This is a genomic window from Burkholderia sp. 567, from assembly GCF_040545115.1.
Taxonomy (GTDB): Bacteria; Pseudomonadota; Gammaproteobacteria; order Burkholderiales; family Burkholderiaceae; genus Burkholderia; species Burkholderia ambifaria.
This window is the reverse complement of record NZ_JBEPLG010000001.1, coordinates 792,166-811,903: the sequence shown is the minus strand read 5'-3', so window position 1 is coordinate 811,903 and position 19,738 is coordinate 792,166. Positions and strand designations below refer to the sequence as shown.

At 60.1% G+C, this 19,738-nt stretch carries 20 protein-coding genes, 1 tRNA gene and 2 pseudogenes; 4 read left to right on the top strand and 19 right to left on the bottom strand.

Annotated features, from left to right (window positions below; translation table 11 throughout):
• Positions 1-39: 39 nt before the first annotated feature.
• The 4 genes from ABIC50_RS03855 to ABIC50_RS03840 form a co-directional block, all read right to left on the bottom strand.
• A complete protein-coding gene (locus ABIC50_RS03855; RefSeq protein ID WP_354161667.1) occupies positions 40-486 on the bottom strand; it encodes a hypothetical protein in 447 nt (148 codons plus the stop codon).
• Between the two features lie 412 nt (positions 487-898).
• Positions 899-1,510 (bottom strand): hypothetical protein, encoded by a 612-nt coding sequence (locus ABIC50_RS03850; protein WP_175735744.1) that lies wholly within the window; start codon positions 1,508-1,510, stop codon positions 899-901.
• Positions 1,511-1,539: 29 nt separating this feature from the next.
• On the bottom strand, positions 1,540-1,845 hold the full coding sequence (locus ABIC50_RS03845; RefSeq protein ID WP_354161664.1) for a RebB family R body protein: 306 nt from the start codon (positions 1,843-1,845) through the stop codon (positions 1,540-1,542).
• 114 nt (positions 1,846-1,959) lie between these two features.
• Complete coding sequence (locus ABIC50_RS03840; protein ID WP_354161661.1) at positions 1,960-2,517, bottom strand: RNA polymerase sigma factor; 558 nt, start codon at positions 2,515-2,517, stop codon at positions 1,960-1,962.
• 284 nt (positions 2,518-2,801) lie between these two features.
• On the opposite strand from ABIC50_RS03840, the gene ABIC50_RS03835 reads away from it, so the two are divergent.
• Positions 2,802-3,599, top strand: a complete 798-nt coding sequence (locus ABIC50_RS03835; protein ID WP_354161658.1) for a Crp/Fnr family transcriptional regulator — start codon at positions 2,802-2,804, stop codon at positions 3,597-3,599.
• A gap of 78 nt (positions 3,600-3,677) precedes the next feature.
• Here the strand turns inward: ABIC50_RS03835 and ABIC50_RS03830 are convergent, their stop codons facing one another.
• The 4 genes from ABIC50_RS03830 to ABIC50_RS03815 form a co-directional block, all read right to left on the bottom strand.
• On the bottom strand, positions 3,678-4,001 hold the full coding sequence (locus ABIC50_RS03830; protein ID WP_126227514.1) for a RebB family R body protein: 324 nt from the start codon (positions 3,999-4,001) through the stop codon (positions 3,678-3,680).
• Positions 4,002-4,199: 198 nt separating this feature from the next.
• A complete protein-coding gene (locus ABIC50_RS03825; RefSeq protein ID WP_105833278.1) occupies positions 4,200-4,568 on the bottom strand; it encodes a RebB family R body protein in 369 nt (122 codons plus the stop codon).
• Positions 4,569-4,767: 199 nt separating this feature from the next.
• Positions 4,768-5,100, bottom strand: coding sequence for a RebB family R body protein (locus tag ABIC50_RS03820; protein ID WP_011656534.1), 333 nt, complete (start codon positions 5,098-5,100; stop codon positions 4,768-4,770).
• Positions 5,101-5,184: 84 nt separating this feature from the next.
• A complete protein-coding gene (locus ABIC50_RS03815; RefSeq protein WP_354161655.1) occupies positions 5,185-5,841 on the bottom strand; it encodes a hypothetical protein in 657 nt (218 codons plus the stop codon).
• Between the two features lie 294 nt (positions 5,842-6,135).
• Here ABIC50_RS03815 and ABIC50_RS03810 point away from each other — a divergent pair.
• Positions 6,136-6,423: pseudogene (locus ABIC50_RS03810) on the top strand (DDE-type integrase/transposase/recombinase); the annotation flags it as partial.
• Positions 6,424-6,791: 368 nt separating this feature from the next.
• Here the strand turns inward: ABIC50_RS03810 and ABIC50_RS03805 are convergent.
• The 11 genes and pseudogenes from ABIC50_RS03805 to ABIC50_RS03755 form a co-directional block, all read right to left on the bottom strand.
• The gene (locus ABIC50_RS03805) at positions 6,792-7,022 is read right to left on the bottom strand and encodes a hypothetical protein (protein WP_354161652.1); all 231 of its coding nucleotides are present in this window, start codon (positions 7,020-7,022) and stop codon (positions 6,792-6,794) included.
• Between the two features lie 334 nt (positions 7,023-7,356).
• Complete coding sequence (locus ABIC50_RS03800) at positions 7,357-7,833, bottom strand: TraB/TrbI/VirB10 family type IV secretion system protein (protein ID WP_354161649.1); 477 nt, start codon at positions 7,831-7,833, stop codon at positions 7,357-7,359.
• Positions 7,834-7,901: 68 nt separating this feature from the next.
• On the bottom strand, positions 7,902-8,153 hold the full coding sequence (locus tag ABIC50_RS03795; RefSeq protein WP_354161646.1) for a PAAR domain-containing protein: 252 nt from the start codon (positions 8,151-8,153) through the stop codon (positions 7,902-7,904).
• A gap of 12 nt (positions 8,154-8,165) precedes the next feature.
• Complete coding sequence (locus tag ABIC50_RS03790; protein ID WP_354161643.1) at positions 8,166-8,702, bottom strand: hypothetical protein; 537 nt, start codon at positions 8,700-8,702, stop codon at positions 8,166-8,168.
• Between the two features lie 9 nt (positions 8,703-8,711).
• Positions 8,712-11,660: an SH3 domain-containing protein gene (locus ABIC50_RS03785; protein ID WP_354161640.1), complete on the bottom strand. Its 2,949-nt coding sequence runs from the start codon at positions 11,658-11,660 to the stop codon at positions 8,712-8,714.
• A 55-nt stretch (positions 11,661-11,715) separates the two neighbouring features.
• The gene (locus ABIC50_RS03780; protein WP_354161637.1) at positions 11,716-14,223 is read right to left on the bottom strand and encodes a type VI secretion system Vgr family protein; all 2,508 of its coding nucleotides are present in this window, start codon (positions 14,221-14,223) and stop codon (positions 11,716-11,718) included.
• Between the two features lie 292 nt (positions 14,224-14,515).
• A pseudogene (locus tag ABIC50_RS03775) lies at positions 14,516-14,759 on the bottom strand (IS3 family transposase); the annotation flags it as partial.
• 422 nt (positions 14,760-15,181) lie between these two features.
• Positions 15,182-15,967, bottom strand: a complete 786-nt coding sequence (locus ABIC50_RS03770; protein ID WP_244097648.1) for a hypothetical protein — start codon at positions 15,965-15,967, stop codon at positions 15,182-15,184.
• 262 nt (positions 15,968-16,229) lie between these two features.
• Positions 16,230-16,306: transfer RNA gene (locus ABIC50_RS03765), tRNA-Arg, on the bottom strand.
• A gap of 175 nt (positions 16,307-16,481) precedes the next feature.
• Entirely contained in the window at positions 16,482-17,312 is an 831-nt protein-coding gene (locus tag ABIC50_RS03760) for an undecaprenyl-diphosphate phosphatase (RefSeq protein WP_354161635.1), read from the bottom strand.
• A 221-nt stretch (positions 17,313-17,533) separates the two neighbouring features.
• On the bottom strand, positions 17,534-17,641 hold the full coding sequence (locus ABIC50_RS03755) for a hypothetical protein (protein ID WP_006750334.1): 108 nt from the start codon (positions 17,639-17,641) through the stop codon (positions 17,534-17,536).
• 158 nt (positions 17,642-17,799) lie between these two features.
• Here ABIC50_RS03755 and ABIC50_RS03750 point away from each other — a divergent pair, with 158 nt between their 5' ends.
• Positions 17,800-18,711, top strand: coding sequence for an aldose epimerase family protein (locus ABIC50_RS03750; RefSeq protein ID WP_354161632.1), 912 nt, complete (start codon positions 17,800-17,802; stop codon positions 18,709-18,711).
• Positions 18,712-18,831: 120 nt separating this feature from the next.
• Positions 18,832-19,524: a peptidoglycan DD-metalloendopeptidase family protein gene (locus ABIC50_RS03745; RefSeq protein WP_229062027.1), complete on the top strand. Its 693-nt coding sequence runs from the start codon at positions 18,832-18,834 to the stop codon at positions 19,522-19,524.
• Positions 19,525-19,738: the final 214 nt, after the last annotated feature.

Sequence of the window (19,738 nt, the reverse complement as noted above, 5' to 3'; positions counted from 1 at the left end):
CTTTCGCATAGCGGCGGCGGCTTCAATGGATCGTGGCGCCTACACGTCGATCCACGCGCCGGTGCCCTCCCGATACTGGATCACACCGCCGTTGAATCGCACGCGCAGGTTGCCGTCCGGCAGCGGAACCCAGGTCGTCATGTCGAGGCTCTGCATCAGCCCGGCGAAGAAATCCCCCAGCTGTTGCGGCTCTTCCGCCTGCCAGACTTCGATGCGCCCGAGGCACGCACGCAGGTTGCCGGTCGGCTGCATGATCGCCCCGACCTGTCCGGCCACGTTCGACGCCGGATCGTAGACCGGCGTACCGTCTTCGCTGACGATCGATAGATGGATCGCGCGCACGGACGTCGGTTGGCCCGGCGTCTGCTCGACGAGCGCGATGCAGCTCGTCATCGCGCCGAAATCGATTTCCGTCGCGTCTCCCCAGATGCGCTCGCCAACCGACAGCGGCGCGGGACCTTGTACGTTCTGAATGATGTAGGGCATGGGTTCCTCGCATGATTCGATGGGACTGCTGATAGCCAAGCCGCGACGCGTTCGCGAATGCGGACGTGCGTCGGCCCCGCTGCTCACTTCCCGCCTCCGGGCTGACGGCCCGGCGGATCGTGTCGATTGATTCTTTGTCGCTGCGCACACCGGAGTCAATCGACCTGTGTTCACGGGGATGATTGCCCGGGACGTTCGTCATCGACGCGACAATGGATCGGTCTGTCGTGGCCGACGCAGGTCGCTTTTCCATCGTCGTTCATGCAAGCGATCCCGCTCGCGCACACGGTATCGATTTACGAACCTGTCGGTGTACTCATTGTTTTTCCACTCGTTTCCGAGGATCGGCAGGATGGAAATCCGCACGCCTTCGTCCTGCTTCCTCGGGGAAATCCGCCGCCACCGACACGCACTACGCACCCTTCTTGTCCAGCAGCGCCTGATACTTCTGCAAGCTCTCGTCGATCTTGTCGAGCGCGACGCTCGCGGCCTCCCCTTCGATCGCTTCCGCGGCACCCGCGACGAGCGCGGCGGTCGCGACGAACAGGTCCGTCAACAGCAGGCCCATCGCATCCATCGCCATCCCGGACACGTTCTCGTCAATGGTCTTCTGCGCGAGATCCTTCATCAGCACGCTCTTGCCCGCGATCGCCAGCGACGTCGACGCCTCGAAGTAGTTGGCCGCCGCCTGCGCAACCATCCCGCCCGCCTGCGTGATCAACATGTTCGGGCCGACCGCGATCTGCGTCGTCGCGTAGGACGCCGCTTCCGCGTTGATCGCCTGCACGGTCTGCAGCGCCGAGCCGCCTGACCCGGGCCCACCCGCGATCTGGTTCGGCGCCTTCAGCGCATCGGTGAACCTGCGCAGCCGGTTGACCGGCCACGCGCGCGCGCCGACCTTCGACGCCGCGGCGACCGGCGCGACATCGGCTGGCGTCGTGGCTTCGGCTGCGGCGTCGTCGACATCGCGCGGCGTCTGTGGCGCGTCGTCGCCGCGCCCGCCCAAAAGGCCTTTCATATTCATGGTTCAGGTATCCCGAGAGTCTGCACGTGCTAATGCGCGGTACCCGTGTGCGGCCCGCTCGTCGCGGCGTGCGGCGTGCTGCCGGATGCGCCCGCCGACGCCCCCTTCGGCGACGCTTCGACGGACAGAATCATCGCCACCGCTTTCGACACGACGGCGTTCGAAATCTGGTTGAGCGCCGCCTGCTGCTGCGTCATGTTCTGTGCGGAGATGCCGACGGCCTGGCTGAACATCTGGTAAAGCGTGCCCAGCGCCTGGGCTGGCGATCCAGCCACGACGTTGACATTGGTCTGCGTCAGCGCGTCGGTAACCTGCTCATTGACTTTGTCTGCCACGAGGCCTCCTCGAATCTCGGCTCCGGCATGCGGTTGAAGGAACGGGCGGGCCGGCAGGCCATCGACACCGCGTATGTCGTTAGGAACGCTGCGTCCCCGCATTCGTGAACGCGCTCAAGCGAGTTCGTCGCGCAATTTCTTGCGCAGCAGCTCGACGCGCTTTCTGGCAAGCGGCTCGTTGATGCCGAGCGTCGCCGCGATATGCGGATACGGCATGTCCTCCTCGAACTTCAGCGTGAACAGCATTTGCTGCTGCTGCGGGAGCAACGACAGCGCCTGGTCGAGACGCCGCAGTTGCTGTCGGAGCAGCAACTGCTGCTCCATCGACGGTGCGTGGCCCGCCAGCTCGGCGACGTGATCGTCGTCCCAGCTCGAGTCGTATTCGAGCATGCCGTTTTCGCGCTGGCGCTGACGCGCGCCAGAGAGGAACGCGTGGTTCAGCGCCAGAAAGAGAAAGCCGGCCAGGTTCCGAACACGCTCGGGCGAACGCTGCAGGTAAATGTGAACCTTGAGTGCGGTATCCGAAAGCAGTTCGTCGGCACGGTAAATATCCCCCTTGCACAAGAGGCGCGCGCGCCGCCGCAATTTCCCCTGCATTTCACGCCACGTACGATCGAGCTGCTGCGCCTGTGACGCGGCCGGCGGGACAGCGTGCGGGTTCGAGGTTGTCATTCCGTGCCCTCCGTTTTTATGGAAAACACAGAATCGATTTGATGCCGAGAGCGGCGCTGTTACGCGCGTTACACCGTTATTGAGATAATCGTTTTGGTCAATTTTCTTGATTATTGTGAACGGAAATCTTTAACCCACGGGCGTCGCCCGTTCCGCCGTATCAGGCACTCCGCCGGGCGTAAATAACGGCATTGCGATGAAAAAAGAACGACTGGCGTCGCGACGCGTTCGCGCGCCGGCACGCCGCTATCGATGTCGGTCGCCCGAACGTCATTGCCGCCAAAGTGCCGTCGCGTCCGGACTGCTCGTCGATTATTTCGGTATCTTCATTATTTTTTTTCACGCAGTACCAGAAGCAGCGTTTTCCGCTAGGTGGCCGCATCGTCAAACAACCTCGCACGGAAAACATGCCTGCCCTTGCTAACGCTCGAACGCTGCGCAATATACGGATACTCACCGATCTTCCGGAAAGCCTGCTCGCTCACGTCGAGCGGCATCTGATGCCGTGGCCCGAACACGGCAACCGAATGTTGTTCTTCAAGGGCGACCCGGAAGATTTCGTCGCCTTCGTACACCGCGGCCGCGTGTACAAGACACTGCACGAACCCGGCGGACGCGAAATCATTCTCGGCCATTCGGTGCCGGGCGAACTCATCGGTGAAAGCACCCTCCTTCGCGCGCACCGGCGCAGCTTCACCGCCCAGCTGAGCCACGACTGCCGCATTTCGCTGCTGCATCGTCAGCACTTCGCGCCGCTGCGCGCCAACGCCGATTTCATGGAGCGCATCTATGAGCAGCTGTGCCTGCACATCCACCAGCTGAGCGACTTCGTCGAGTCGGCGTGCCTGTACAGGCTCGAAGCAAGGCTCGCGCGCCATCTGCTGAATCGCATGCAAGGGAACGACGTCGAGGTGCCGCTGCCGGAGAACCAGAGCATCCTGGCCGCGATGCTCAACGTCAGCCGTCCGCGACTGAACGGCACGCTGCAGAAAATGCAGCGCGACGGCCTGATCCGGCTGCGCGAGCACGGTGTGACGATCGAGAAACCGGAGCGGCTCCGGTACATCGCCGACGCCAATTGATGCCGCGGCGCGCACGTCGTCGTGCGGTGCCGCGGCGTGAGGAGATTGCGCGCCGGGTTGCGCGGCGCGCGGCGAAGATCAGCTGCGCCAGTGACCGATGGCGTTCATCAACTGCGCGACGGCGGCCAGTTGCGACACGAAGCTGTCGTTCGACGATCGTGCCGCGGCAGCCGCCGCCACCGGCGAGCCGGCATAGAGCTGCATGATGCCGACGGTCGTCGCGGCAAGGTTGGACGCCGCCTGGTTCGCCTGCATCTGCACCGCGTTGTGAAGCAGGATCGCGGACGCGTGGCTGTTCGACTGCATGAGCGTGCCCAAGGCCACGGCGGGCGCTTCGCCCACCACCTTGACGTTGGCTTGCGTGACTGCATCGGCAATCGCGGCGGAGGCCTGTTCCGGCATGTCGTTACTCCTGTTGTTGCTCGCCGCTATGGCGCAGTCGACGCGGTCACGGCGAAAGCATGAGTGGGTCGGTCGGCGAAGCGCGCCGTGCGGCCGTCGATGCGGCGCGGGCGCCCGCCTTCGCGGGTGTCGGCACGACGTCGGGTGCCTGGCGGCAGCCACCGCGGCTGCCGCCAGGCGTCAACGCCGGGTTGCGCGTCAGGCGAGCGCCTTGCCGATCGCGAGCACGTCAGCCAGCACGGAAAGCACGCCGCTCGAGCCGATTTCCGTCGCGGCGGCGCCCGCACTCGCCGGCCCGAGCGTGTAGAGCTGCATCGTCCCCACGTTCGTCGAGGTCGGCAGTTGCACCGCGGACTGCGACTGCTGCTGCACGGCGTTTTCGAACAGCACGCTGAGCGAATGGCTCTGGGCCTGGTACAGCGAGCCCGTCGCCATCGCGGGCGCTTCGCCCACGACCTTGACGTTGGTCTGCGTGACCGCGTCGGTGATCGCGGCATTGACCGCGCAGGTCTTGCAGTCGCAGGCGTCGGTCGGGTCGCCAATGATCGGATCGTTTTCGTTTCCCATCGAGTTTCTCCTGGTTTGCGATCGGGCGCCGCATCGAATCGGCTCTGCCCGTTCTGTCAGTTCTGTCAGTTGCTCCGGAACACCACACGGCACCGCTGTGCTGGTGGCGGCCGCCGTGCTGCGGATCCGCGGCGCGGCGGCGGCCTTGGCGGTTCGTACCGCTTGCGCCGCCGCTCAACCACGGTGTTGCGACGGCGCCTTAACGTGCCACCGCCTTGCCGATCGCGATCACGTCGGCCAGCAGCGAGATGATCCCGTTCGAGCCGATTTCCGTGGCGGCCGCGCCCGCGCTTTCCGGCCCGATCGTGTAGAGCTGCATCGTCCCCACGTTCGTCGACGTCTGCGACTGGATCGCGGCCTGCGACTGCTGCTGCACCGCGTTCTCGAACAGGATGCTCAGCGAATGACTTTGGGCCTGGTACAGCGAGCCCATCGCCATTGCCGGCGCTTCGGCGACCACCTTGACGTTGACCTGTGTGACCGCATCCGTAATCGCGGGATTGACCTGGCACACTTGACACTTTTCAGCCATTTGTTGCTCCTTGGTTCACGTAGTTGAGAAGGCGCACATCGGGGCTGGCCGTTTTTCGCGTTGAGCCGCATGACCCGCGTGCTACTACATGGACGCTGGGCCGGGGGTGTCGTGAACGACCGCGGTGGCGGCGGCATCCGGCGCGGTAGATCCGGACAATTCGGGCGGGGTGGCGCTGATACTTTGGAGGCGGTCGTATATCGCATCGAGCCGGACGGTGAGTACGTCGACGTATTGCCGGAAGCACGCATCGATTTCCTGCCGGATGAGGCCCGTCAGTTGTTCGCCGATCATCGCCATTGCCTCGCGTGTGCTGTCCTGGATGTCGGCCGCGCCGGATGCCTGAGCGTCGGCCGGCGGCTCGTGCGCGTCGAGTACGCCGGACACCTTCCGCTGTTCCGACGCCAGCATGCCGAGGGTCGTCTCGTTCTGCGCGTCGATCGTCTGCAGGATGCCGCGCATCTTCTCGTACGCCTTTTGCTGGTTGAGCTGCAGGAAATGTTTGATCTGTTCGCGCGCCTCCTGGCGGGTTTTCGGCTGCGGCTGTGGGAGCGGCGGGTTCGCGGGGTGCGCCTGCGTGGCGTGCGCCTGCGTGGCGGTGCCGGCGGTTGGCGTCGGCTGATTGGTGTGCCTGCTCGGCAGTCGCTCCAGCAGTGCCTGTTCTTCGCCCGGCTCGAGTGGCCGCCCCAATCGCTTTTCCGCGAACTGCCGCAGCAGCGGGTCAAGTACTTCATTGCTCATGGCTCATGCCTCCTCGATGTCCGGCTGGGGCGCCGGTGCGTACGGGGTGGCGTCGAGGTCGGATGGATGCGGCGCAGACGTGCGTGCGTCGGAGTACTGCAACGGATATCGCATGATGTTCTCCCGGGAATGGATGCGCGACGGCCTTGCCGGAAATTCGGCAGGACTGCTGCAGGGACGAACTATGCGAAGGGTTTGTGAAATCGGTTGTCGTTGCGTTTGGTTGGCGTGCTGTACGATCGGCAGGTTGGATTGCGACGTTGCGTCGGCGCATGTTGATCGATGAATTGCGTGATCGCTACGCTCACGATCGTGGACAACTACACGTGGGAATGCCTGTTCATTGAAGTCGACGGCTCATTGCGTGGCGAGCATGTTGCCGCCGCACTGACCCGGCCTGCGCAGCATCGTCCGCTTCCACGCTATATCACGACAGACAATGGCAGCGAATTCATTTCGAAGGCGCTCGACAAATGGGCGTACGAGGATGGCATGGAGATTGACTTCTCGCGTCCGGGCGAACCGACCGACAACGCGAAGAACGAATCATTCCACGGGTGTTTCCGGGAGGAATGCCTCAACCGGCGAGTCCACTAACATATGAATGGTGTACTCAGCGGGGTCCGGTCAATTGCCCTCCGCCTAACGGGACGGGAAGATGGCGCGAGCGCACTACGACGCGATTCGGTCGGTATCAGCCGAAAAACAACCAAACCGCGGCACGCTCTTCACTCAGAACAGCGAAGGAGCAACGCAACTACGAGCGCGGCATCACAACGCAGCCAACACCGGTCGTTTGTTCAGGAGGCATTGAAATACATGCGAATGCTCCGCCGTGATTGAATGCAGAAACCGGCTGCCCGATGGACGCGTCGGCATCGCCCCTCATAAGGCTTAGAGACGCGAGAAAGTCCGTATTCGCCTTTTCATCCAAGCCCGGGTTCAGCATATTATTGACTATGGCCCACGGCACCGACAAAGCGCATGAGATTGACGGGATCGGATCGGTCTCCTGTCAGGCCAATCCTTATAATCTTGCCAGCACCGTCGACGTAAAGGCGAATTCCAAGGTGGCTCTCGAAATGCCCATTCGCCAAATCGAGCTTCTTCAGTTCGGCTATCCCTCTCTGAAAACGCTCGTCATTGAGCGTTACTGCAATTCCATCCTTTGTCTTACTCATCCGCCTGATCGTGTCATCCCCATCGGCCGTTGCTAGCTCGTCGTACTGCTTTCGGAATGTTTCTGGTTTAAGGTCGGCCCAAACGTCTACTGACTACGGCTGCGCGCTAACGTCCGAAACTGGTTGCGCATTAGGGCTGGATACAGGCGATACTGTAGGCGACTGGTCCGATTCACTGCAGGCAGTCAGAGCAACCACAGCCGAACATGCCAATATCAACGCTTTCATGATTCTCCGTAATATGGTTTCGAATTATCTGTTCACAGTCTGACTCAATCGCACGACATACTGCAACTTCCAATTCAAGCTGGGAGAAGTGATGGCGGATATCCGTTCAGTGCGGAACGATGAAAGCCTTCGTCACGAGGGCTGCAACACTCGAGCCTGGCCGTCCAAGAGCGGTAACAGTGATGCCGGCCGATCCGTCCGGCATACAACCCTCAAGCGGCGGATCAAGTTGTAAAGTAGCTGTGCCTGGCAGTTGCAAGCCGTTCCACTGAACCTCGCGGCGGTCGTTCACCTGCCTGATCGTTTGTCCGATCAGCTTGCTTCCCTTGGGAATGGCAACGTTTCCGAAGCGGTCATAGACGTTGAGAGACACGATGCCGATCATCATGCCGCCGATTCCGGGATCGCCCGTTTCCAAACCTACATCGATGGGCGTACCCTCCACGATTTCGTACGGTCGGATGCGATGAAACTTCGCCACGATGGGCGCATCCGGATCAGAGCCATCGGTGGCTTGGGCCAACGCTCCACCTGAGAGCACCAACATCATCACGCACGACAGGATGATCAGAGGCAACTTCACGACAAGCTTTTCCTTTGCTGATAAGTCGGCGCCAGCCACATGTGGGCGAACGCAGTGTCTTGATCCGATCATACGAGACTTGAAATCAGGTGACAGCCACACGTGGCGCGATGGCCGTGACGCGCGATCGGAAAGCCGTCATCCGTCATCGATGCGTCGCCCTCTTCGATGATGTTGGGCGACACATCAGGATGTTGCGGGCATGACACGCGATCGCCCTTGCGGGCGACATAGCGGCCGTCGAAACGCATCGTGTTTGAGCCGGTTTCAACCTTGCCGCCGTGATCAGTGTCATCACCGATACGAATTAGGTTCATCATCAGAGGTATCGCTCAAGGATACATATATTCGGTATGATGTCCGACGAATTTGTCACCGACAAATTCGAAGCAGAAATTTCCCTCTTCGAACGCTCTGTAGACCAATATCGCGCCACTAATGCATACCTTGTTGCTATCGGCAGAGTACGTTATTTTTCCTTCGTCTTTAGCGACACGTCTGCCATGCATAAACCCAGAAAATGCATCGATCGGAAGTGGGTAGACCACTCCGGTTTTGGCATCAATCGCTACAACCGATCTTTGGTGATACTCCTTGAACTCAGGATATGCCAAAAGAATATAGTGCCCATAAAAATTCGGCACTTCCTTTTTAAGTACTTCACTGTATGCAGAAACGTGCTTATCGTCGCAAAAATCTACCGGGCTGTACTGAAATGAACACTTTGTCAAATCCGATGTTGCATAGGAAATCTTCACCTCCGCATACGGGTGATTTTTTATTTCATCCGATTTAGCCTGCTTGGCAACAACACCAAACGAAAAAACAGCAATAGCTGAAATTACAACGGAAACAAATATTTTCTTCATGTCAAATTCCTACCTGGATCCCTGAATTTCCTCAAGTATTTCCCGCAACCTCTTAGTGGAAGCCATGTTCGCTTTATTGGCAGCACCTTCGTTTTGAAAATAAGTCAAAGTTCCATCAGAAAGAACTCTCTCTTTCGTTCCGTCCGGATGCTTCTTTACTTTATTCGTCGGATAGCCATTGGGGACTGCAATAGACGCCCATTCTTGGGAGGCTCCAAATACACCATCATCGATAGTTCCTTTACCGTGCTTTACAAACGCAGAAAGCTTGCCGCCGCCGGCCTTATCAAACAGAAAATCCCGAAACATTCGCTCCTGCATTTCAGCATCGTATATTTCACTTCCGCTTAGAGAAAGACGAGCCACTCCCGCCCTAAGTGTGGGGAACGTGGTTTGATATTTCCCAGTGGCAAACATCCGATTTGGGTCGGTTCCGGACAACGGTTCCGTTGCAAGAATTTCGTTGATGGTTTTTTTCGTAACTAGACCAGCAGGCCCTCCGTGTATATAAGCATGGCCGGGTTGTCCACCGGGAACATCTTTCGTGCCAGTGTTATAAGCATCGTAACTTCCTTCCCCGCTCGCAATAATATCGCCGATCTTCCTTATGAGCTCATCTAATGCTGTACCCGAACCCACTTTGAAATTCCCGATAATACCGATCGGATGAAAATGCCAAGGCATGGCGTCTTGCGGGAATCCCTGCACGCCTTTGATTTGCTCCCACCACTGGAGCTTCTTGATTCTTTCCATCTCGTTTTGCCATTTCCATGGCACGAGCTTCATATGAGGCAGGATTTCCTCCCACTTCCCCATATTGCCACCCCACTCACTCTCACTCTTAACGATCATGTGCGAAATCGCCTCAGCTAGCCACGGCGTCTGCTGCGATGCGGCCAACTCCTCTGCAGTCACCTTACCATCGTGATTGCTATCAATCGCCTTCTCTAGCTTTTGGATCAGGTCGCTAGTCGCCAATTGGTCAGCACTCGGCTTGAAGGCTTGCTGATCGTCTCCCATCGCTAATTCTGCGACGAACAGATAGCGCTTGAACATCTCGACAGGCTTGATCGAACTATTGTCCACTCGCTCGAATCCGGGCCAGTCCCACGGTCCGCACAGTCTCGCCTGAGGATGATCTTCCTCACGCACCCAGCCTTGCCGTGTAGCGCCGTCCTTCGTACCAACCTTCACATTCCACCAGCGCTTGGTTTTCCCGTTCGCGTCCTTCTCTTCTCGCGCGAAATTCCCCGTGCCAAGTTTGTCGAGGTCTACCACCCGGAACACGTTACGGAAATCCGTACCTGGACCACTCGCCCGGCTCACCTTCAGTGGAAACTCTTTCCAACCTTGAACTGGTCCCTTTGTTGTCTGATTAACCAGGCTGCTGTCGACCCAGAACGGATCACCGGTCGCTGTTTCGATCGGATCCGGCTTCTTCGCCGACGGCTTGTGTTTTCCCTTGGGCGTCGCAGGTACGGCAGGCTGAGGGGCAGGCATCGTCACGACCTTCGGCTGCACCTTGACCCAGCGCGATTTTGGATCACTCACCGGAGCCAGTTTCAATCCCGCCTTCTCAAGAAGATAATCCGGTCGCGAAATATCAGTCACGAGCTGCGCGCCCGCGAGGATTTCCAGAAAGGTCTTGTCGTGCAACGTTCCCGCACGCGCCCGGCTCTTTTCGATGAACTTCGGCAAATCAGGGCCCGCGAATACCTCCAGATGCAACAACGGTCGATTCGGTTGCGGTGGCGTAGGTTTCGCTTCCCTGTAGCGCTGATATTGACCAAGATAGGCAATCACTTCACCCGCCTCGACCGCATGCGGTTTCTTCAGCACGACCACTGTATCAACCGGGCCTGACTGGCTCACCGGCTGCAGTTCCTTGACATACACATAACCCCACGGCAAATGCTCCGACGGCGGTTGACCTACGACAGCACCAACCGGCTTGCCGGACTTGATCTTGCCGATCTTTGCCCAACCGGGCGTGCCGCCGTTGTCGGATTCGTCCACCGTCAACTCCGTCCCCTTCGGCAACAAACCCAGAATCTTGCCGTTGGGCGCGACGCGCACCCGAGTACCTTGGACAGGCTGCGGTGGAGCCTCGTCGGCTGCCCGCTGTTCCGGCGACAGCTTACTCATGTCGAAATCAGCGTTAATCAAATCTCCGAGCACATCATGATCGATCGGCTTCGGTTTCGGAACCTCCTGCTTGTCCTTGTCTCCCACCCGATAGTAGCGGTCGGCCTCCCAGTACAGCATAGGTCTCAGTTGTGGCGCCTTGGGATCGGACTTTGCGTGATCTAGCGCTTCCTTATAGCTCGCCCAATCGAGCGTGTGCATATACAAGCTGAAGAACGTCAACGTCTCGTCGGGTGGCGGACTCGCCGGAGCGGGCGCCTTCGACGACGCACCAGTTGGTGTCGCGCTGGCCACCGAGGCGCCAGCCGGTGCTGAGGCGCCGCTCGGCGCGGCAGCATTGGTCGGAGCCTTCGACGGTGCCGGTGCCGGTGCCGGTTCCGGTTTTTTAGGTTCCGGCGGCAACTGAAGGGTGTGTCGAATCAACACAAAGCCGGTCGAATATAGCGCGTAGCGTTTGTCTTGGTAAGCCAACTCCGGATACTTCGAATCGAGGCGATATGCAACGACCTCGCCTTTCGCAATCGCGCGCACGCCATCGCCTTGTTTCAGGGCAGCGCCAGTCTTCTGATCAAAGTGAATACCACCATGCCAGATGCCGCTCGCCCCAAGCGGATAAAAACCATCTTCAGCGGATGCGAGCGCCTTCATGTAAGTCATCGGATCACCGACATCCTCCTTACCCGCAGGAGAAAACGGATAGCTCCACGCGAGAGGAGTATAAACAGGTTGCGCTGACACTACGGCCGACTCCGCCGGCTTCGCTGCATGTGCTGCCTGCTTCGGCGGATGATGAGGAGAATGCTTGTTCGTCATGATGTATATCGAGTCGTGAATCGCTCTCAGGCTTGTTATTTGCAATCGATTCCGATCAGCCGGAAAAGTCATCCGCGTAACCGCCACTCGGGGATATGGGCGTGCCGTGGATCGGATCACGGAGCGTCATCGTGGACGCCCCAGGCTTGTCCCACGAAGCACATTTTTCAAGAATCTGACCAGACGTCCCGTTCTCGATCATGTTCGGTGTGATCTTGATATACGAACCGCCCACATTCAGGATCAGCTCTTTCTCGGCTCTGATAATGAGTCGTCCGCTTGCGCTCTCAATCGTGACATCCTGCTGCGCCAACATCGACAACGCACCGTTCTGGGCTTGTATCTCGATGGGGCCTTTGGTCGCGAAGATCTTAATCCCGAGGTTTTGAGCGTACAGGCTGATCTTGTCCATGACGCTCGCCAAAAGTGATTTCCCGGCTGCGACGTTGACGTTCTTTCCTGCCACCAAGTTGACCTGCTGATTCGCCGACGCGTGAATCGATTGCTGGCTTGACAGCCCAACACCCACCGGGCTCGACAGCAATAACGCCGGTTTCGCAAAGCCACTAGCGCTCCCCGTTCCTCCGCCAGCCGTCCGACCGCCCTTTGTGGCGCCGGGGACACTGTGCTGCGTCATTTCGGTAAAGGCTTTTAGCGCATCGCTGCCGTCCCGTAGGCTCTCGGCCCGATTCGTCTCACTCGCCTGCGAGACCGTCTCGAACACAGCTTCCGAAGCCGCGAGCTGATCGGTCGCGGCCGACACGTTCATCGGTTGTACGGCGGCCGGGTGGGTCGAGATCGACAGACCCTGAACTGCCCGAATCGCACCGTGCGCCTCCGACTTGAGATCGAAGCCACTCCCGACGAACGAGCCGCGCGTGTTGTCGGACTGTTCGATCAGATAGCCGAGGTGAAGGTGCGACGCGTAACTCGTCGTGTAGAGCTGGACCCGGTTCTGGCCGCTTGCGTCGTCTAGCACGAGCTGGTTGAAACCGTCGCCGCCGTATTCACGAGACCGGAAGCCGGACAGCAGGCCATGCGTATGCCATACAGGCATCGTCGCGCCCCCGTGCAGCCTCGAGATGATGACCGGCCGGTCACAATCGCCGTTCACGAATCCTAGGAGCACTTGGTCATCTTTGCGTAACGGGAAGTATCCGCCACGCCTTGCGCCCGCGTCCGGCATTGCCGCGCGAATCCATGACGTTGATTTCGTGTTGCGACCGTTCCGGCTGTTTGACGTCCGGACCCGCACACGGTTGCCGTCGTCTGTGACGATTTCCTCGTCACTATCGGTTACGACAATCGCCGTCTGCAGATGCATCTCAGGCTTCTCGTGCTCGAACGGGCTGCGGAACGGTGTCTTGCGGCGTTGCGCCTCGATCTCGACGTGGAAAAATCCGACGCCGCCATCGCGGTGACTCAGGGTCGCACCCGTGCCAGCCGCCTGGACCTGTTCGATCTCGCTGCGCAGGCTGCGCGGAAACCGCGTCAGCGCATCCAGGCCGGGCAGATTGTTTTGAATCAGCCAGTCGCTCGCGATGATCGACAATTCGCGCTCTTCCTCCGGCAGGGCATCGAGAACCGGATGCCCCGACACCTTGAACCAATAGCCGGGTAGCGCATAGCGCGGGCTGCCGATCGCGAAATAGCGCTTTGCTCGCGAGGCCCATTCCTCGGTGTGGATGCGGGCCTGCTGTTGCCCGATGTCGGATTCCGCCCAGGTCTGTGAGCCGGTATAGAGATAGTCTTCACCTTGGCCGGGTAAATCCTCCAGGTCCGCCGCCGGCGTGCTGACCTGTTTGTCGAGGTCAGGTCGCTTGTAGTCGGCGGTGCCGAGCGTCAGCGTCGCACTTTGAGCGTCCTGCTGTTCGCTCAACTGGGTAAGTCCGTCGAAATCCTCGTCGGTACCTGCGTGGCTGAACCTCATCTCCGAATTCGGCAGTGACGGCCCGAAATACAGGTCGTCCATCATGACTACCTTGTGCGACTTGCCATCCTTCGCGAAATCGAAGCGCGGAAACACGCCGACTTCCTCCAGACTCCGGTGGACAAAATTCCAGTCGGTTTCCCACTGCACGCGGTGCGAGTACGAGCGCATCGCCGCGCGCAGTTCCTGTCCATAGTTACCAGAAGCCTGCGGATGCTTGTCGAATACGTCGGTGAGAATCTGCCAGCCGCTGGCTTCTTGCCAGTCGCGCCGATCGCTGCTGAGCTTGAGGAAGCTCAACCATGAAGCGAAATGGAGCTGAAAATACGACAAAGTGCCATCGTTTCCTAGGCGGCGAGCCTGTTGCACGTAGCCGTGGATTGGCAGATAGCCGCCGTCCATCTGGCGAATCCAGAGCGTGACGGGCTGCAGCATCAGGGCGCTGAGCTTGATCTTGTCGCCGACGACCGATGAGGCATCGACAGTCACCTCGAAATTGCGCCCAAGCCGCGCTTTAATCTTGACGTACAGCGGCGTGAGCCAGTTGTCGCCGAGTGGAGTGTCAAGTTTGACGATACGTTCGAACTGCGCGTAACCGCCGCGCAGCACCTTATCCAGCATGTCCGATGCCATGCAACAACCCCGTTTAGGGAAAATCGTCTATTGCTCTCAGACAATTCGACGATAATATTAATGTAAAATTAACGAAAGCAAATAGAAATAAAATGCCAATTCGATTTCGATATTAAAGCATAGCAAACGTTCGTGGGAAACGCGCTCGCTCGTTGCCTTATAAAGACGTTGCTTTGAGTAAGCAAACTAAGGCCGGCACTTCCTACCAAAGCCGGACAGTCACATGCTGATGCGCTCGACGTACCTATCCGTCGCAATATAACGTCGAGCAGTCCGTTGCGTCCGACTTCGCCTTCACAAAGCTCTCGGCCATTCCGTTACTTTGTGGGCTGCACAACGGCGCGCTCAATAGCTTCAGGCCGATGTCCATCGCAAACTAGCGCGTGTCGTCGCTCAGACACCTGATTTCGGATGGGGTATGCAGTTCGTTACCAAATCGATTTTCCGCTGCAGCCAGCATCACGTCGCGCACGATGTCGTCGCTATGGCCTGCCGTCGTGGCCGCCCAGCAAGAATTCCCGATGGCATGTATCTACGCGGGCATCCGGTTCAAGAACTAACTCGTGCACCCCCTAGTTCGACCGCTGCGGTCGATTCTAAAAAGATTCACCCATATATCACTTTCCCGAGCACAGCCCACGATGGCCGCTCCGCCACTGCACTCCCGCATCGGCGCACTTCGCTCAGGAACTCTCCATGCATCCCACTCTTGCCTTCGCCATTGGCAATGTCGCTGCCGTGATTCTTATCTTTACCGGCATCCTGCTAATTCTCAGGCGGCGTGCAACTCCAACTCCCGCCCCAACGTCACCTACACCTACTGCTGTTACGTCCCCCGCTCAGTACAAGCTTTTCGATCCAACGATTGACGAATGGGAAGCCCAAGCCCCCTACCCTGATCACGCACTACATGCTTTCCGACATACGCAGCCGGCATCCTCCCGGACATCGGACTACCCTACTCGCCGTTCGCCCGATCCGTTTCCCGATGACGGCGGGCCGTTCCAAACCGAATCCTATCGACGCCGTTTTGAATCGCCGGCACGCGACGAACCGCTCGACTCTCCATCGTCGTTCTCGGCTGCACCCCATCCGTCCAGATCGTCTGCGGCTGAACGCCGAGTGCAGACGCAAGCTCTTCAGTAGTCAGGTGTTGACGAAGGGGATTGATTGCAACCTGTGCGTCCCCGTCGCCAGACGCTATAGGCACTACGGCAATTGAGCCACGGCGCGCCGCCTTAATAGCACGACGATCAATCTCGTTAAGTTTCTCCAGGATCAGCTCAAGCGGTTGGGCCGTCTTCACGGCATATAGAGCTACCTCGAACGGCACATGTCCGGTCGGGTAGCCAACCATATCCTTGAACACGTCGATCCACTGGAAGCGATGGTGGACAGCGAACCTCTCTTTGATCTCGTCCTCGACGCACCAGTCGATGAACTCAATGGGTTTCATTCCGATCTCGGAATCGCGTCCGCGATCTTCGCACCAGTCATTCCACTGCTTCAGGATTGTTCGCGCTTCGTGATACTGGCCAGTCCCAAAGCCAACTATCTCGGCACCGTCAAGACCAATACCGCCGCTTTTCGGTAATTCAGTGCTGTCGGGGGACGGCTGGATACCGGACAGCAGCAACGCACCCATTACTGGCGTCCAGCTATCCATATCGAGATAGCCGCGCAAAGTCTCGTGCAACTTCGCGCTGAATTCGATGATTTCCTGCGGCGCCTTCTGTTGCGTCACTCCTCACCCCGCTCTGTTATATCACCGGCGGCCAATCCGGCTTGCCCAAGCATCGATATCGTGCCAGAACTGAAGCGGATCGCATGCATGATGGCAGCAGTCCCTCACGTCGGCTTGCGGCGCTGCCAATCGCTCTCCAACGCCCCTTCCGACATGGACTAATCTGGATCTGCATTGGCCGTGAACACCTACACGGCGCCTACATGGAATTTTTTGAGGATCGGGATAGACTTCGAAATACGATCTAACCCATTGCTTCGACTGGCCCGCCCTACACGATTCGAACGTGTGACCTACGGCTTAGAAGGCCGTTGCTCTATCCAACTGAGCTAAGGGCGGTCGAGGGAACAAGACACGGCCACAAAACCCGGACCGCATTTAACGCACGAAGCTTCGAGCCAGCTCCAACAACCACGAACTCAAAGCCCCGAAACGAAACGGGCCCGGCATGAAGCCGAGCCCGAAATTATACCCGATCATCGCGTCATACCACGCGCGACCGGCGCCGCAACCGTCAAACCGGCTGCGGATGCGTCATGAACCAGCCGAGGAAGAACACGCCGGCGATCACGCAATACACGCCGAACGACGCCAACCGCCCGCGCCCTTCGAAATAGCGCATCAGAAACCGCACGCTCAGATAAGCGGCAATCGCCGTCAGCACGCCGCCGAGCAGCGCGTCCATGAGCTGGTCGCGCGCATGAAAGAGCTTCGGCAACTCGAGCACGCCCGCGGCAAAGATAATCGGCGTGCCGAGCAGGAACGAAAACTCCGCCGCCTTCTCCGCCGTCAGCCCGGCTACATTCCCGGCAATCATCGTCAGCCCGCTGCGCGAGAAACCCGGAATCAGCGCGCCGATCTGCGCGAGGCCGACGAAGAACGCCTGCTTGAACGTCATCTTCTCCGGCGCCTGGTGCGCACGGCTGCGCTGGATGCGATCGCCGACCCACAGCAGCACGCCGTTGATGATCAGCGCGACCGCGACGATCCGCAGATCGTGGAACACGCGCTCGAGGCGCTTCTCGAGCAGCAGGCCGACGATCCCGGTCGGGATCGTGCCGATGATGAGCGCCCACATCAGGTGCCCGTCGTCGTTCTTGCGGCCGCCGAGCTGCGCGAAGAAGCCGCTGATCAACGCGATCCAGCGCGCACGGAAATACCACAGCAGCGCGAGCGCGGTGCCGAGGTGCAGCGCGACGAGGAACGGCAGCAACTGCGGCGCATGCTTGTCGATGTGCATGCCGAACAACGCCGGCACGAGCAGCGTGTGGCCGAGACTGCTGACGGGGAAGAGTTCGGTAACGCCCTGCAGGACGCTCAGGAATACCAGAAACCAGAGACTCACGCGTCGGTCCTTTTAGTGATGAGCAATCGGGTGAACAAGCGGACGACGCAGCGCGCGTCCGAAAAAACGCGCCCCGATTATGCCCAGCCAGGATTACCGCGCCAAGGCATTTGGCAGGTTATTGCGGCAATGCACACAAACGCTTGCAATTTGTAAGCGTTCGGAAAGCAAAAAGCCCGCCATTTGCATGGCGGGCCTTTCGATTCCGGCAGAAATTGCCGTCAGCGGCCGAGCTGGTAGAAAAACAATACCGTGCTGCCGGTGAACATGCCGAACAGTGCAATTCCCATTGCCATTGCCAGATCCATGGCCGCTCCTCGAAGTGTCATGACCCGGCAACCTCACCGGTTTAGAGGCATTATCCCGACAGCTGACAATCTGAAAAACTCGCGATTTCCCCGAGAAGGGTTTTCCCCGACCGCGTCGCGGCCCGATAATGGAGCGCGCCATCGCGCACCCCCGCCCACCCCGTTCATACCGATTCGCCATGCCGATCTTCCAGCAGCACGACATTCACGAACTTCACGCCGGCCCGTCGCTCGTTCGGGTCGCCCCGCAATTCGGCGGCCGCCTGCTGTCGTGGCACGTCGACGGCGAGCCGATCATCTTCTGGCCGGAAACGGCCGACTGGAGCAACCTCGCGCGCGTGCGCGGCGGCAATCCGCTGCTGTTCCCGTTCCTCGGCCGCCACCGCGTCGACGGCGAACTGGGCCGCTGGCGCGATGCCGCCGGCGTGGTCCGCGACCTGCCGATGCACGGTTTCGCGCGTGACCTGCCGTTCGCGGCACAACCGTCGGCCGACGGCGCCGCGCTATCGATGACGCTCGAGGCCAACGAAGCGCTGCACGCGAGCTACCCGTTCGACTTCCGCTTCGAAACGACCTACCGGCTCGCCGACGCACACACGCTGGAGGTCGCGCTCACCACGACCAACCGCGGCGACACGCCGCTGCCCTACTACGCGGGCCACCATTTCTATTTCGCGCTGCCGCGCGGCGAGCGCGCGCAAACCACGCTCGAGCTACCGCCCACGCACCGCTGCGCGCAGCACGCCGACGGCTCCATCAGCGCGCCCGAACGCGGCGACGCGCGTTACACGCTCGACGATCCGGACATCCTCGACCGCTTCCACTGCCTCGACGGCGCGCCGTCCACGCTGGTGCGCATCGTGATGCCGGGCCGCCGCCGCACGATCGAGATCGCGCTCGACGTACCGGGCTCGATCCCGTGGTACGCGGTCACGACCTGGACCGAAAAGCCGGAATCGGACTTCTACTGCGTCGAGCCATGGCTCGGCCTGCCGGACGCGATCCACAACGGTCTCGGGCTGCGCATGCTCGCGCCGGGCTCGACCGAAACGGCCACGCTGCGCATCCGCGTACTGCCGCTCGCGGGCTGATGCCATCGCACGCCGAAAGGCGCGCGGTGGGCGCGAAACTGCGGCGCTCGGGTCGAACCCGTTAAAATCTGACGTTTTGTATTGCCTGCCGCATCACGCGGCAGGGTTTTGCGAGGTTCAATGTTCGGAACAACAACGAAGCGACTCGTCGCGGCCGCCTGCGCCGCGCTGCTCGTCGCGTGCGGCTCCGCGCCCGTCGGCCCCGGTTACTACCGCGTCGAGCGCGGCGACACGCTCTACAAGATCGCGCGCGCGAATCGCACGTCGATGGCGAACATCGTGCGCTGGAACCAGATCACGAACCCCGATTCGATCGAGGTCGGCCAGGTGTTGCGCGTCGCGCCGCCGCCCGGCACCACGACCGCGTCGACCACCGGCACCGGCAGCGCGGGACGCAGTCGCCCCGCGCCTTCCGCGCCGGTCGAATCGGCCGTCAAGCCAGCGACCAGCATCGCGCTGATCTGGCCGGCCGCCGGCAATGTGGTGCGCACGTTCGACGGTTCGAAATCCAAGGGCATCGATATCGCGAACGCGGCAGGCTCACCGGTGCTGGCTGCCGCGCCGGGCACGGTCGTCTATGCGGGGAACGGATTGCGCGGCTACGGCAACCTGATCATCCTCAAGCACAACGCCGATTACCTGACGGCGTACGCGCACAACCGTGCGCTGCTCGTGAAGGAAGGTCAGTCGGTCACGCAGGGGCAGACGATCGCGGAGATGGGCAACAGCGACAGCGATCGCGTCGCGCTGCATTTCGAGCTGCGTTACGGCGGCCGCTCGATCGATCCGGCACGCTACCTGCCGGCGCGCTGAACGCGCCCGGCATCGACGGGACGACACGCGATGCCGGCATGCATCGCATGTCGTCGCGAGGAGAATCGGGAAGGTTGTGTCAGCGCTTGCGCAGACGGCCGGTGAAACGGCCGGACAACGGATCGACGCGGCTGGCAAACACCACCAGCGCCCCGATTCCGAACAGGCTGAACCCCGCAGCTATCAAAAGCAAATCCATGGTCACATCACTGTT